This is a genomic window from Luteibacter sp. NPDC104163, assembly GCF_055584245.1.
On sequence record NZ_JBVJMK010000014.1, the window covers coordinates 32,663 to 47,464 of the forward strand.

The following is a 14,802-nucleotide window of genomic DNA, read 5'->3' on the forward strand; positions in this document are numbered from 1 at the left end:
AGGCCTCGAGGTCGAATGGACTACACGGTGTCGGATAGGCCCTACGTGACATTCGGACGATGCCTACGACTGATCCGCGAGCCACATGATCGAATCCATCGCGGGTCGCCGTTGAGTGATCCGTTTGTATGATTCGGTGAAGAGGAAAAGATGAGAGAAAGTTATTGTTCGATCGCTGCGCGCGGTTCTTTACTGCTTTTCGGCGCAGTTGGCATGGCGACCGTGACCGATGCCAGGACGGTTTCGAAGGGCCAGTCGGTCGTTGTGTCAGGACCCGGAAATGTCCGTGACCTATGGGAGCTGAGTCAGGCGTCGACTTTGACCTTGCGCGACGCTGTGTCGAACTATGTCAACGCATACGGGGCAACCCTGGTGATGGACGGGTCGACGCTCGAATCGAGCCGCGGCACGGGTGTTAATGCTTCTTACGGGAGCTTTGTCGACCTGAAAAAGTCCACCTTGCACGACACCGTACGCACGGGCCTCTCCGTGTTCGGCGGCCTCTCTGGGACGGATGCAAGATCCGTCGCGCGCATGGAGGAAAGCAGTGCTACGGGCAAGGTGGCCGGGGCGATAATCGGGGGGTACAGCGAGTTGGAGGCCCATCGCTCCGTGTTGACGTCATCTGACGATGCGGGCATCGGGCTGGTCCTTACGTCCGGAAGGGTGGCGCTAGCTGACGGCACCGAAGTGACTGGCGGAAAGGCGGGCGCGTCGCTCGGCGCCGCCTACGGCCTTACCGGCGGGCCGACGCGTCTGACGGTCACGAGCGGCTCAGTCATCACGGGCAGGCTGGGGCCCGCAGTTCTTGTCGATGGCGGCGGCAACGGTAACCATCTTGCGACGCTGAACGTACGTGACGGCGGTTCGCTCGAAGGTGCGGATGGAACCGCCGTCGCAGTAACCAACGCGGCCAGGTTTCGGCTGAACGTCCAGCGAGCATCCGTTGTTGGCGACATCGTAGCCTCTGAGGACTCGACATCGCTGGTACGGTTGGGGCAGGACGGCCGCCTCGACGGGCGCGTTTCGGGCCCGGTCGGCATGGTACTCGACAGGAATTCGGTATGGTCGGTCAGTTCGGGTAGCCGGATCAACGCTCTGACCCTGAACGGCGGTGCGTTTGGCTTTTCGCCAGCCAGTGCAGGGGCCAGGTCGCTCCACGTGATGGGTAACATTGACGGAACGGCCGGTGACCTCGCGGTCAATGTGCATATGGGAGGTGATGCGTCCACATCTTGGTCGGATTCAGTGCTTGTCGAAGGCCATGTCGATGTGCTCCGGCCGGTAGACGTAACGGTGAACCTCACTGGCATCGCGCGCCGTACTGATGTCGATGGTGACGGCAAGGCTTCCGCGAGCGAAGGATTCTCGCTGGTCAAAGTGGGTGGGACGTCGACTCCGGGCGCTTTCCGGCTCAAGGGCGGCTACATGACGCATGGCGCCTACCAGTACGATCTCAAGGCATTTCAGGGTGATGAGATTCACGATGATGGAAACGCGCTCGAGGGTGGCCCCGTTCAGTGGGACTATCGTCTTGCGGAGCGTATGGTTTCCAAAGAGGAAGGTTGTGAATGTTCAGGTGGCGAGCAGGAAAGGCCGGCTGTCGCTCCCCAGATCCCCTCGTATCTCTCGGCCCCCGCTGCCGTATTCGCGTACGCGGATGGAATGTCGACAAGCCTGCATGAGCGCCTGGGTGAGATTCGTGATCACGCGTTCGAAGGTTCCGTGGGTGGGGAGATGTTCGCTCGCTATTCCGGGCGGAGCCAGCGGTATAGCAGTGACAGGTCCTTCAAATCCTACGGGTACGACTTTGACGAAAGCGTCGAGTCCTGGCAGTTCGGCGGCTCGATCATCGGCCTCGACGGCGACAATGGCTCGCTGCGTGCCGGTTTGGCGATCGATCATGGACGCTCCACCATCGTGCCTCGTGCGGTCGATGGCAGCAGTGTCACCCGGCTCAGAGCCAACGGAACGTCGGCTTGGGTCACGTGGCGGAGCGGTAACGGGTTTTGGGTCGACTGGGTCGTCGGGCAGGAGCGCATGCGTGGTCAGACGGACACATCGCTCGGTGGGGGCGCGGTTGGCCGTGTGAAGGCGACTTCCACAGGCATCTCGTTTGCTGCGGGCCTACCCATTAGGCTCAGCCATGATTGGAGTGTCGAGCCCCACGTTCTCGTCGCCACGCAGGGTCTCCGCTTTGACCCTATCCGCGAACAATCGGGTCTGGACGTCAAATTCGGACGCGGACGCTATGTAAGCAAGACCGCAGGAGTGACGCTGTTTAGCCACAGCGAGGTGATGGCACCGTTTGTCCGTCTGGATGTTCGTTCGACGTCGGGCCGCGGTACGATCCGGGCGGGAACGGCCGCGGATCCTAATCCGGTGTCGTTCGACGGAGGCCGCGCCGGCGCGGACTATTCGCTGGCGGGTGGTTTGACCACTCAGCTGTCTGCACGTGTCCAGGCTTTCGGTGAGGGCGCGTACCGACACTACCTTGGGAGGGGTGGCTTCCAGGGCTGGGCGGGGAACGCCGGCGTTCGAGTTACCTTCTAAAATGAGGGGACGGGGATGTACCCGTCCCCTCATTGCTCAGATGATGTCCAACGTCATCGGTGGCGACGCTTTGCTCCGGTTTCCCGATGCGTCGGTCACGTAATAGTAGAGATCAATGCGTCCGGGTCCTGCCTGCTTCAGAGCATCGCGGTCGAACAGGGCCGCGATCGGGGCGGCGGTGCCCCCGTCGCGGATCGAGCCCGCTGCGAGCTCGAGCTCGGAGTTGCGTGCTTTTACGAAAAGGTCAATGGTGTCGCGAACGTCCACGTCGGCGTAGTCCGGTATCGTGCCCCGCAACTGGAACGAGGGGTTCGACAGCTTCGCCATTGGCAAGCCATCGCGCTCGATCGCCTCATCGAAGATAATACGAGGAAGGCAGCGGCCGCCAGGCGGATTCCGATCGATTCGGAACGTCACCTCCTGCGAGACCGCGATCTCGCCAAAACCTAGTGGGTACGCCATGTAAGCTAACGTGTGTAAGCCTGCATCCTTGCGGTTAAAGCAGGCCGCCGGAATCTTGATCTCAAGATATTCGGTTTCATTGTCATAGATGGCTCGCGATTCCGGTACGAGCACGCCATCGATGAATGCTTCGAAGATGTCGCCGGGAAAGTTTCCATCACCCGGTCCGCTAATATGCACCGGGGCATGCACTATGAGGTGAGGGCGCCAGGAGTCAGGCGTGATAAGGCCATCGGCTGATGCGGCGGGGATGATTGGTTTGGCTTCTGAGGCGTAGGTCGGTCGCTGATAGCAGATCCTTTCAGGGACGCTCTTGCGGTGTTCGTTTCCGATCGATGTTTCGCTGCACATGTGAGCTCCTTTGGAGCGTCGGGGTCGTGCCAGTGTCAGTCCGGTCGACTTCTCGCGGCAGCGGCGAACGCCTCCGAGACATTGCCGCTGCGTCGATTGCGCGTGTAAGGCAATGCCTTAAGGTCCATGTCGAGGCAGGTCCACGGTGTAGCTCGGTGGGGCGACGCTGGCCGAGGGAGCGCAGGACCGATCGTCATGCGGAGCGGCGTACTCGTGTTTGAGGGCGCGGGCTCGACTCACACACAGTCCGATAACACTTACAAAGCCAATCGCCGCACCGCACCGTCGCGCCGGCACCTTCCCTGATACTCGCGCTCCGACCGGCTAGCTAACGTGGCACCTCCTCAAACGCACCCCCAAGGAGTGCCACATGCGCCGTACCCGTCGTCCCAGCCAGAACAAGAACACCTCCCACAACGCTGGCGTCATCCAGCATGCAAACCGCGACCGTTCGAGCGGTGTGCGTGGTCGCATCGTTCCTATGACCGCTCTGTCCCACACGCTCGCGCACCGGCCGTTGAACCCGATTGTGTTTCCGCAGCAGCTGATGATGGAGGGTGTCACTCTCGCGACGCTCGTCTCCCTGCCGCGGCAGGAGCTGGTCGGGCTCATTCCTGATTACCACGGTCTTCGCGTGGGCGATCGCATCACCGCTCTGCTGTACAACCGCGCACTGCGGCGGACGGTGGTGGCCGGTGAGCTTTGCGTCTGCGACGGCGTCTCGCCGTTGAATATCCGCTACGACCGCCATGCCCTGGAGCAGTTCGGCCAGAACGGGCGTTTCGACTTCAGCTATGAGGTCCGCTCGGCGGCGGGCGATATCACCCTGCGGTCGCCGACGACCACGCTGTCCGTCATGATCCATGACATGCCGGAACGGCTGCGTGGCCCCGTGGTGGCCTGCGGTAGCGACGGGATGGTGCGCGAGTCCGAACTCATCCCGGAGCTGGTGGTGTACATCCCCGCGTCGGAGCCGCCCTGCGTTGCCGGTGACCGCGTGCGGATGCGCATTGGCGATGCATGGTTCGCCCCGGTGGAGCTGAGCGTTGACGACGTGGCGTTCGATCCGATGGCGAAGCTTCAGCTGCCGTGCGATGACATCCTGCGGCTGCTGGCCGAGACGGGCCAGGCCCGGATCATGCTCGAGGCGTCCTACGAGGTCGAGCGCAACGGGACGTTGAGCCCGTCGGAGGTCTCCGCCGTGGCTTTCGACCTCACCGCGATGTGCGAGATCTAAGGGGTCGCGACCGCCGGCGCTGCTGGCACCGCTCGCGCGTGTGCCGGCGGCGCCAGCTCGAAGTCGCGGTACTGATGGGGGTTGCCGGTCATCCCCGCTTCCGCGGCCTTCGCGATGTTGTACATCTCGCGCGCGGTCACGTAGTGCAGTGCGTAGTCCTTGCCGTCGTTGTACCGGCTTTCGAGGTACGTGTGCATGGCATCGATGGGCGCGCCGAGCAGGGTATCCATATCCCGTTCCTGCGTGCCGTGCGTGTGGATCTTGATGAAGATCCACTCGGGGCGTCCCTCGACATGGATGCCCGTATCGACCCACTGGTCCACGCGGCCACGGGTCGGCGGGCAGCCCTTGCGGATATCGGAGTTCTCGATGCGGGGGATGATGCCGAACCGGCGATTCTTCCAGTTGAGCCCGAGCACGCCCTGGATGATCAGCAGGTCGCCACTGGGCTTGCCGCCGACCCGCATGGGTACGCCGGTGTCGTGGCCCTTCGGCTTGCCGCCGCAGGCGTCTTCGGCGTAGTAGATCGAGTTCGACAACCGCGTCTGCGTGTCGCTGGGTGCGGAGGGCAGGGTGAAGTCGGCATAGCACCCCAGGTCGCGCAGCAGACCGAGCTCCTGGTTGATGCCACACCAGCGCCCGTCGGGGCGGCTGTTGGCCAGGCACCAGTTGCCGTGGATGAATGCGAAGCGCAGCTGGCCCGTCGCCGGGTCGCGCGGCAAGGCACCGTGGCGCTCGTGGAGCAAGCGGTTGAAGCGATCGATCGTCGCGACGAAGTTTTCCGGCGTGTCGTCGTCGTGATGCAGGTGGATTTCGATTTCACCGAAGCCTTCCGCACACAACGCGGCCAGCTTCTCCAGGTGCTCCTCGACGTATTCTTCTTCCGGATAGAAGAAACCATGCTGGGGAGGACGGCCGTCGGCGTCGCGGTGCCGGCTGGCCATGTCGCGGTATTCCTTGCACCAGCGGTCGACGCGATAACGCTGACGCTCGAGGTCCACACGGCCCCAGTTGGGCTCGAAATGGTCCACGAAGCAGAACAGGATGTGTTTCGTCCCTTCGACCTTCGGCGCCTTGCGCCGGGTGAGGTAGCCCCACAGCCAGTACTGCATGTTGCGGGCGCGGATGGCCACGGTGATGGCGGCGGCAGCCAGCACAAGCGCGCCAAGCACGACGATGAGTGCGATCATGCGGCGCCTCCTGCAGGCACGAGAGTGAGCAACTGTTCGGCGTTATTGCGCCACTGGCGTTCACTGGCGATGTAGTCACGAGCCGCGGCGCCCACGCGGCGGCGCTCCTCGGCCTCGCTGGCAAGGGCGAGCACACGCTCCACGCACGCGGCGGCATCGCCGCGCGGGAACAGCCAGCCGGTCTGGCCGTCGGCGATGACCTCGGCCACCGGCGCATAGTCAGGCGCCACGACGGCGACCCCCATCCCCATCAGCTCGAACAGCTTCATGGGCGACCCGTACTGGTTCGAATCCGGGAGCACGGCGTAGTCCATGCAGGCGATCCAGCTGGCGACCTGGTCGTGGGGGACACGGCCGGGCAGCAGCACCCGATCGCTGAGGCCGCGCGCCGCAACAAGGTCGCGCACGGCGGGCAAGGTCTTGCCATCGCCCACGAAGACCAGGGCAAGCCCTGGCGCCTGTTCCAGCCGGCTTGCAATGGCCTCCACGAATCCATCCACGCCATGCCAGTGAGCGAAGACCCCGATGTGGCCACACACGGCCAGCCCGGTCAGGCCACGCGCGGCGCGCAAGGCGTCGCGGTCGAACTTGCCGGGATCGAAGGACGGCAGGTCGACGGCGTTGGGCGACACCACGGAAGGCGCGATATCGCCATAAGCCTCGACGGCCCGGTCGCGGAAATACGTGGAGATGAACACGAGCCCGGTTGCCCGCCGGAAGCACCAGCGTTCGACGCGCCGAGCCAGCCCGCGCATGGTCAGCGGGCGCACGCGCTGGACCAGCGCCGAGTCGTTGATCTCCAGCACGATGGGGATCCCACGCCGCCGCGCCATCCATACCGTGGCGAACAGGAACAGCGAATAGCGCTCGTAGATCAGCTTCGGCGGCGCCTTGCGCCAGGCCCGGCCCATGCGCACCAGCGTCACCAGGTTGTAGAGCAGCTCGAACATCTCGAACACCACGCCAGGCAGCTTCGTCACGATGCCCGCGAGATGCATGCGCGCCCCGTCAGGCGAAGCGGGAACGGAGGAAGTCCCGGCGCCCACAGGTGCTGTACCAACGACAGGTCCCGCACCCGCCGGCGAAGAGACCGCCGCATGCTCATGCTCCGGATCCGCCCCCGGAAACGACATCACCGACACGTCATGCCCCAGCTCGCGCAGCGCATTGACAATGCCGCGGATATGCACGCCTTCGACGTGCCGCCCCCGCGTGCGGTGGTGGTAAAGGATATTCACGCGTGGCTCCCGGGCAGCGCGTCGAAGCGCATGCCCTGGGCGAGCCACTCAGGCAGCAGGGCATCGAGCGCGTCGGCCGCCTTGTCGCTGTCGTCGTGCATCAGCACGATGTCACCGGCGGCGGGTGGGTCGTTGCGCAGCCGATCGATCAGCCACTCGATCGGCTTGTCCTGGTAATCCAGGCTGTCGTACGACCAGTAAACGAAGCTGCGCTTGCGCCGCGCGAAATGCATGAGCAACTGCGCGCCCACATACCCATGCGGCGGCCGCATGCGGTGGTGCGGGCGGTCGTCGAACAGGCGGAGCAGGGCGTCGGTGCGGTACACCTCGTCCAGCTGCTTGCGCAGGTTCATGTTGCGGAACGACCAGTGGCTGTACGAGTGGTTGCCGATCATGTGGCCATCGCCCACGATCCGCTGCACGATCTCCGGGTACTGCTCGATCTTCTCCCCGACCAGGAAGAAGCTCGCCTTCACCCCATGACGGGCCAGGACATCCAGCAGCTTCGGCGTATGCTCCGGCTCCGGGCCGTCGTCGAAGCTGAGGTAGCACACCGGGTCACGCTTCGCCCGCGTCATCAGCAGGTGCTCGGGCAGGAGACTCAACAGTTCGTGCTTTTTCGGTCGGCGAATCATGCATTCATACCCACGTGTACCGGCGTGCCGGCGGCGACGCGCTCGAGCATGTGCTCAAGCCGGTCGATGTTGTCTTCCCAGCGGAAGCTGGTGGCGTGCGTGGCGATCGCTTCGGCATCCACGTGCCGCCCGAGCATGTCGGCGAGGGCGCCGGCCAGCAGCTCGGGGTGGTGGGCAGGCACGAGTTCGCCGGCAAACGGCGGCACGACCTCGGGGATCCCGCCCACCGCAGTCGCGACGACCGGCGTGCCACACGCCATTGCTTCCAGCACGACGTTCGGCACGCCCTCGTTATGGCTCGGCAGGCACAACAGGTCCGCGGCGCGGAACCAGTCCGCGAGCGACGCGTGGGCCACCGAACCCATGAAATGCACCGAGGCCCCGCAACATAGCGAAGCCGCGCGGCTCTCGAGGGAAGAAGCATCCGGGCCATCACCGACGAAATACAGCCGGGCATCCCGCCGTTCTTTCGCCAGCAACGGAAACGCGTCGATCAGGTCCATGCAGCCCTTGCTGTTCTTCAGGTTCCCCGCGTACAGCACGACAGGCTCATGCGCGGGAAGGCCAAGGCGCGCTCGCGCGGCCAAACGGTCGCCCCGCCGGAACATTCGCCCGTCGACACCGTTGTAAATCGTCTCGACCGCGTCAGGCCTAGCACCGATCTCCACCGCCTTCGCGGCCAGCGCCTTGCTCACGGCAAGCACGGCGCCAGCGCCACGCAGCGCATGCCGGATCTGCGGTCGACGCAAGCGCGATGCGGCCTGCACGTTGAGGTCGCTGCCATGCACCTTCACGACGTACGGCACGCCCAACAGGTGTGAAATCCATGCCGCAGCCGCGGCATCCGGGTAGGCCCAGCTGGCCAGGATCACGTCGTAGCGGGCGCGGCGCAGCTCGCGGCCCCGCTGCCACATCACGCATGCCACGTAGCAAAGCGCGTTGAGGAACCGGCCGATGCCCGGCGGGTGATAGAACGTGAAATGGTCGCGGCGCACGTTCGGCACGTGGACCTGGCCCTTCGCACCCGCCATCCGTTCGCGGAAATCGACCGCGGTCAGCACATCCACCTCGTGGCGCTCACCCAGCCGCTGGAACTGCTGCTGGTTGAAGGTGCCCCGGCGCGGATCCCATGGCGTGGGAAAGAGGTTGGTGAGGACCAGGATTTTCACGGCACGGCTTCCAGGTGGCCGAAGTACAGGCGCGTATATCGCGCAGCCATGGCCTGAAGCGAACCGTTCTCCTCGACCCAATGCCGCGCGGCGCGGCCGAACGCGGAGGCTTGCTGCGAGGCGTGGAGCATCTCCAGCATGGCATCGGCTAGCGCGGGTGCATCGCACGCGGGCACGAGCCGCCCGGTCGCGCGGTCGCGGACGATCTCGGCGTTGCCGCCCACGTCCGTCGCCACGATGGGCAAGCCCGCGGCGCAGGCCTCGAGCAAGGCCATGGAATAGCCTTCCGTCACCGACGACAGCACGAAAAGGTCGAGCCCCTGGAGCAACTCATGCACATCGTCACGGTCGCCAAGGAAATGCACGCAGCCGGCGATACCTTCGTCGTAAGCGCAGGCACGCAGGGTTTCGCGCAGCTCGCCATCGCCGATCAGCACCAGTACGGTATCGCGCCGGTGGTGGCGCACGGCGCGGAATGCGCGGATCAGGCTGGCCTGGTCCTTGGCCCAGTTCAGCCGGCCGACGGTGCCGATGATGCGCGTGCGCGCAGGCACATTGATCAGCCGCGCCAGGCGCTCATGCATGGCGTCGTTGGCCACATCGAACCCATCGAGGCGGATGCCGTTCGGCACCACGCAGCATTTGCGGGCAGGGAACATGCCGCGGGCCACCGCATCGCGCCTGGCGGCTTCGCAGACGGCGACGACGGAATCCGTAGCGGCCATGGCACGCCGGAACAGCCATTCGCGCCGGCCCGGCTTGCGCGTGGCGCCCATGCCATGGCGCGTGTTCACGACCTGGCGGATGCCAAGCCCGGCGGTCGCCAGGACCGCCTGGTAATGCGCCACCGCGTTATGGGTATGCAGCACCTCGGTGTGGTGGCTCGCGATGAACTGCCGCGCCAGGCCAATCGCGCGCAGGTCCACGCCCGTCTGCTTGCCGCACGAGCGAACCGGGATCCCCTTGATCTCCAGCTCGGTCGCCATGGCGCCGCGCTCGAACAGGCACACCACCTGCACCTTGTGCCCGTCGCGGTGCTGCTGGGTCACCAGGTCGATGACCATGCGCTCCAGGCCACCGCGGTTCAGGTTTTCGACGACATGGGTGATGTTCACGAGTCCAGCTCCGAGACGGTGACGCGCAACTTCCCGCTACGCGTCAGCGGGATGTCGTCGACGAAATGGCAATGCAGCTGCGCGCTGTCACCGAGCACCTTGGCCACCTCGCGGCGGATGTACTCGAGCGAGGCATCGTTGAAGCCGTCGCCGCGGACGATGGAAAGGTCGAGCCGGTCGAGCTGCCGCTGCACCAGCTGGAACCGGGCCAGGCCCGGTACATCCTTCAGCATGTGCGGGAAGAACTCACCCGGCAGCACGTGGCCAGCCGGCGTGCGGATCGCATCGAGCTTGCGCCCGTCGACGCTGGCGAGCAGCGGCAGCCCGCGCCCGCAGGCGCACAGCCCGTGGAAGTGCGTGGCCATGTCGCCGTTCACGTAACGGATGAACGGCATGCCGTAGTTGAACAGGTCGGTGATGGCGACCTCTCCACTGCCGTGCGTGACGGGCTGGCCATCCGCGCCGAGCGTCTCGACCAGCAAATGGTCGGCATTGATATGCAGGCCATCGCGGTGCTCACACTCCGACGCGATCAGCATGAACTCGCGGCAGCCGTAGGTGTTGAACACCGGCGCATGGAACGCACGCTCGATCAGTTCGCGCTGGAACGGATGCAGGGCTTCGGCCGCACCGATGATGGTGGAAGGCCGCGCAACGCGGCGCCCCGTGTCCACGAGGAACTGGGCCAGGCGGACGAGCGGCCCGACATAGGAGACGATCACTTCGGGCCGGTACGCGTCGAGAGCGTCGGCATACGAAGCGAGGTTGGCTTCCGTCATGGCGAAGGTGTTGAGCAGCTTGCGCGCGAACACGGCGTTGTACACACGATCCTTGAACTGGTGCGCCGCCGTGGGCTCACCCACCGCGCCACCCCACAGGAAGGCCGTGCGCCGGCCCATGCGTGAACCCGCCCAACCGTAGCCGCGCCACATCACCGCCACGCGGCGATCGTTGCTCTCGCGGGTATAGCCGAACCGCAGCGGTTCACCAGTGGATCCACCGGTGGCCTTGAAGCTCAGCCGATCCTTGTGCGAACGCGCCTGGAGGGCTTCCGCATGTTCGCGGATATCCTTCTTCGTCAGCACCGGCAACAACGCGACGTCGGAGGGCTCGCGGATATCGCCGGGGGAAAGCCCCATCTGCGCCCAGCGGTCCCGATAGAACGGCACCTCGCGCTGGCACCAGTCGAGCAGCGCCTTGAACCGCTGGAACTGGAGGTCGCGCACGCCATCGGCGGAGAGCCACTGCGTCTGCGCGTATTCACGCAGGTAACGCGGCGTATCGCGCCGACGGAGGGCCCCTTCGTACACAGGCCACAACACGTTGCGCAGCAGGGGCTCGTAGAGGCTCATTGGGTTCGCAGCAGCACGGCCACCAGCACGAACAGCCCGGCGACACCACAGAAGGCGGCCGGCACCCAGCGCCAGCCATCGCGGGAGAAGCGGAACGCGGGCAGTTCCGGCCAGCGCCGGCGTGCGCCCACATAGTGGCCGGCGACCACGGCGGCGATCAGGTACAACACCACCATGTAGCTGCGGCTCAGGAAGAACGCGGCGGCAAACAAGCCGCACAGCGAGAGCAACAGGGTCAGGGCCAGCTGCCGTTCCATCACCCATTCCGCCTCACGCCCCGGTTCGTTGGCGGCAGTATGCGGATGGCGGACGATCGTCAACATCATCCAGAAGCCATAGCCTACAAAGGCAAGCCAGAGGATAAAGCCGAGGAAGCCGGTCTCGGCCAGCACCAGCACGAAGGAGTTATGCGCGGTGAGCTCGTTGTATTCGGTGAAGTTGCCCGGACCGACGCCGAGCAGCGGGCTGTCGCGGAACATCTCCAGGCCCGCGTACCAGGCGTCGACGCGGCCGGCGGCGGATTCCTCGCCGGCGTCCAGCTCGTCCATGCGCGAGGAGAGCAGCTTCAGGGCCACCAGGCCGAGTACGCCGAGCGTACCGGCGACCACCACGCCCTTGCGGTACCAGATGTAGCAGCCGGCCACGACCAGCACGGCGAGCATGGCGCCACGCGAATTGGTCAGGTAGGTGCCATAGAGCAGCAGCACCGCGCAGGCCAGCCACAGCCAGCGCCAGGACGCCCCGCGGCGGCCGAGGAACATGGCCATGGGCAGCGTGGCCGCGAACAGCAGGCCCAGGTCGTTGGGGTCGTTGAAGATGCCCACGTACTGGATGCGGTTGCCTTCGCCGATAACCATGCCGGTCCAGCCCACGCCGGTCTGCGCCTGCTGGACGCCGTGGAGGGCGAGCACCGCGGCACAGCCCACCAGCACGGCCATGGCGATGCGTACGCGGCGCTGGGTGGTGCAACAGGCACCGAAGATGAAGAAGGCGATGACCACGGGCCCGAAGTGGGCGAGCTCGTCGATGGCGCCGCCCGTCCAGCCGTTGCTGACCTGGGAGACCATCAGGATCAGCAGGAAGCACGGCAGGATGATGAACTGGGGCGCTTCGAAGGTCTTGTGCGGCGAGATCAGCCAGGCGATGAAGGCCAGGCCCAGCACGGCCGGCAGGATCGGCACCAGGTCCAGCCCGGGGATGTAATCCTGCGGGCGGATGATGGTGAGGACGACATACAGCAGGATCAGGGGGAACATGCCTTCTCCTGCGGTCCATGCGCTTCATGAGCCGCGGTGGGGTAGCTCATCAGCTGGGGCAGGGCGAGCATGGCGGCGAACCAGCCGGGGCCCATGTTCGCTTCCACCGGAAGGCGGTACAGCGAATAGCGGTTCTCCGATGGCTCGGGGTTCGTCCCGCAGATGTAGCTGCAGGCGAGCTGGAAGCCCGCGTTACGGGTCGCCGCGATCACCGCCTCGTTGTAGGCGCGGTCGCCGCCGACCGGGTACGACATCAGTACGGCGGGGTTGCGCAGCTCGCGATCCAGCGTCCGCTTGGACTCGAGGATTTCGGCTTCCATCTCCTCCACCGGCAGGCGGGCCAGCATGCGGTGGTGCACGCCGTGCGAGCCGAACTCCAGGCCGGCGGCTTCCATCTCGCGCGCCTGGTCCCAGGTCATCGGCCGGCAATCGACCGGGCGTGCGCCGGCGGAAGGCATGTTCCACTCCACCTCCAGGCGCTCGGTCATCGCCGCCTGGCCGTGCGCATCGAGCCATTTCATGCGCAGCAGCACGTTGCCGGCGATGCGCCGGCGCAGCATGCGCTCGGCCGGCAGGACGACATCGATGCCCAGCTCCGGCAGCACCAGCCGCGGCGCCTTCGTCATCAGGATCATGTGCACCAGCCAGTCGTACGAATACGGCTTGCCGGTATCGATATGCCCGGTGGAGACGAAGAACGTGGCGGGCACGCCCACTTCATCCAGGATCGGCGCGGCGATCCGGTAGTTATCGTCGTAACCGTCGTCGAAGGTCACCGCCACCGTATCCGGCGGCAAGGCTTCGCCGGCATCGAGCGCCGCGACCACGTCGGTCAGGCGCATGGGGCGGAAGTATTTCTTCAGGCGCAGCATCTGCTCGCGGAATTCTTCCGGCGGCGTGCTGATGAGTTCCATGTCGAACTCGTAGGTTTCCGGATCCGGCACCGGCATGACCCGGTGGTAGGCCAGGATGCGCAGGTCGCGCTGCCACCACGAACGCACCCTCTGCAGTGAGTGCAGCAGGCCACTGGAGTAGCACAGCTCGCCAAGCCGGCCACGGATGCCGGGAGCGCCACGCTGGTTCATATCGATCACCATAGGTGCAGCCTGCGGTTACGGGCGAAGGCCAGCAGGGCCTGCGCCGCGAAAAGGTTGAGGTAGAAGAACGCTACGGCGATCCGCGCGGGCATCCAGCGGCCCAGGCGGGGACGCAGGCGGGCCAGGCCCACCAGCAGCGCACCCGCGCCCAGGCCACCGAAGGCCAGGGCGTACATCGGGTGGCGGTTGAACAACAGGCCGGTGCTGAGGAACAGCGCCACGATCAGCCAGGGTGCCAGCAGGCGCAGCACCTTGTGGCTCATGAAGGAGAACCACAGCGGATTGTGGAAAGGCGAGAGCAGCCACGGGGCGAGCTGCAGCAGCTGGAAGTTGCCGGCAAGCGTGCGGATCTTGCGCCGGCGCTCGGCCTCGGGCTCCTGCGAGGGCTGGTCCCACGCCATGGCGCGCGGCTCGAACACCACGCGCTTGCCTTGGGCGGCCACGCGCATCGGCACCAGCACATCGTCGAGCACCGTGCCGGCGGGCAACGGCTGGAACAGCGAACGGCGGATCGCATAGATCGCGCCGGTCACGCCGATCATCGAGCCCGCGGTGCTTTCCGCGTGGCGGATCATCTTCTCGTAGCGCCAGTAGAAATCCACGCCCTGGGCGAAGCCGGTGCGGACGTTCTCCATGTGCAGCTCGCCGCCCACCGCGCCCACCTCGGGGTCGGCCAGGTTCGCGACGAGCTCCTTCAGCGCGGAAGGCGAGAGGCGCTGGCGGACATCGGTCATCAACAGCACTTCGCCGCGGGTGAGCGCGACGGCGTCGTTCACGCAGGCGGCCTTGCCGCGCCGGTTCGGGAAATCGAGCACGGTCAGGCGTGGGTCGGTGCTGCGTCGGGCGATCGCCACCGTGTGGTCGCGGCAGCCATCGCAGGCGATGACGATATCGATGAGTTCGGCCGGGTAATCCAGGCCCTGCAGGTTGGCCAGCTTGGTACGGATGTAGCGCTCGCCATCGTGCACGGCGACGACGATGCTTACCGTCGGCAGCCACGGCGCGCGTGCCACCGGCCGTGGGCGGGCGCGTGCCCACAGCCACATCAGCAGCGGGTAGCCCACGAACACGTGGGCCAATAGCAGCGCCGAGCCCCAACAGGCCAGCCAGACGATGTGTGTCATGACGTCTCCCCCCTCGTCGACGT

General features: G+C 65.7%; 12 protein-coding genes. 2 read left to right on the plus strand and 10 right to left on the minus strand.

Features of this window, described 5'->3' with window-relative positions:
* Positions 1–213 precede the first annotated feature (213 nt).
* A complete protein-coding gene (locus ACZ6YI_RS16135; RefSeq protein WP_465779551.1) occupies positions 214–2,553 on the plus strand; it encodes an autotransporter outer membrane beta-barrel domain-containing protein in 2,340 nt (779 codons plus the stop codon).
* A 36-nt stretch (positions 2,554–2,589) separates the two neighbouring features.
* Here the strand turns inward: ACZ6YI_RS16135 and ACZ6YI_RS16140 are convergent, their stop codons facing one another.
* Positions 2,590–3,366 (minus strand): hypothetical protein, encoded by a 777-nt coding sequence (locus ACZ6YI_RS16140; RefSeq protein ID WP_465779552.1) that lies wholly within the window; start codon positions 3,364–3,366, stop codon positions 2,590–2,592.
* A gap of 370 nt (positions 3,367–3,736) precedes the next feature.
* On the opposite strand from ACZ6YI_RS16140, the gene ACZ6YI_RS16145 reads away from it, so the two are divergent.
* Positions 3,737–4,603: a hypothetical protein gene (locus ACZ6YI_RS16145; RefSeq protein ID WP_465779553.1), complete on the plus strand. Its 867-nt coding sequence runs from the start codon at positions 3,737–3,739 to the stop codon at positions 4,601–4,603.
* Here ACZ6YI_RS16145 and ACZ6YI_RS16150 read toward each other — a convergent pair.
* From ACZ6YI_RS16150 to ACZ6YI_RS16190, 9 genes are read right to left on the minus strand one after another with little or no spacing between them, the layout of a single operon-like run.
* Positions 4,600–5,793: a hypothetical protein gene (locus ACZ6YI_RS16150; RefSeq protein ID WP_465779554.1), complete on the minus strand. Its 1,194-nt coding sequence runs from the start codon at positions 5,791–5,793 to the stop codon at positions 4,600–4,602. The genes ACZ6YI_RS16145 and ACZ6YI_RS16150 overlap by 4 nt on opposite strands.
* Positions 5,790–7,031, minus strand: a complete 1,242-nt coding sequence (locus ACZ6YI_RS16155; protein WP_465779555.1) for a glycosyltransferase family 4 protein — start codon at positions 7,029–7,031, stop codon at positions 5,790–5,792. The genes ACZ6YI_RS16150 and ACZ6YI_RS16155 overlap by 4 nt, the downstream gene beginning before the upstream one ends.
* Positions 7,028–7,666: a polysaccharide deacetylase family protein gene (locus ACZ6YI_RS16160; RefSeq protein WP_440330071.1), complete on the minus strand. Its 639-nt coding sequence runs from the start codon at positions 7,664–7,666 to the stop codon at positions 7,028–7,030. Before ACZ6YI_RS16160 ends, ACZ6YI_RS16155 begins: the two co-directional genes overlap by 4 nt.
* Complete coding sequence (locus ACZ6YI_RS16165; RefSeq protein WP_465779556.1) at positions 7,663–8,835, minus strand: glycosyltransferase family 4 protein; 1,173 nt, start codon at positions 8,833–8,835, stop codon at positions 7,663–7,665. Before ACZ6YI_RS16165 ends, ACZ6YI_RS16160 begins: the two co-directional genes overlap by 4 nt.
* The gene (locus tag ACZ6YI_RS16170; RefSeq protein ID WP_465779557.1) at positions 8,832–9,950 is read right to left on the minus strand and encodes a glycosyltransferase; all 1,119 of its coding nucleotides are present in this window, start codon (positions 9,948–9,950) and stop codon (positions 8,832–8,834) included. Before ACZ6YI_RS16170 ends, ACZ6YI_RS16165 begins: the two co-directional genes overlap by 4 nt.
* Entirely contained in the window at positions 9,947–11,302 is a 1,356-nt protein-coding gene (locus tag ACZ6YI_RS16175) for a phenylacetate--CoA ligase family protein (protein ID WP_465779558.1), read from the minus strand. Before ACZ6YI_RS16175 ends, ACZ6YI_RS16170 begins: the two co-directional genes overlap by 4 nt.
* On the minus strand, positions 11,299–12,558 hold the full coding sequence (locus tag ACZ6YI_RS16180; RefSeq protein WP_465779559.1) for an O-antigen ligase family protein: 1,260 nt from the start codon (positions 12,556–12,558) through the stop codon (positions 11,299–11,301). The genes ACZ6YI_RS16175 and ACZ6YI_RS16180 overlap by 4 nt, the downstream gene beginning before the upstream one ends.
* Complete coding sequence (locus ACZ6YI_RS16185; protein ID WP_440330081.1) at positions 12,546–13,643, minus strand: polysaccharide deacetylase family protein; 1,098 nt, start codon at positions 13,641–13,643, stop codon at positions 12,546–12,548. The genes ACZ6YI_RS16180 and ACZ6YI_RS16185 overlap by 13 nt, the downstream gene beginning before the upstream one ends.
* Before the next feature lie 5 nt (positions 13,644–13,648).
* Entirely contained in the window at positions 13,649–14,779 is a 1,131-nt protein-coding gene (locus ACZ6YI_RS16190; RefSeq protein WP_440330083.1) for a glycosyltransferase family 2 protein, read from the minus strand.
* Positions 14,780–14,802 lie beyond the last annotated feature (23 nt).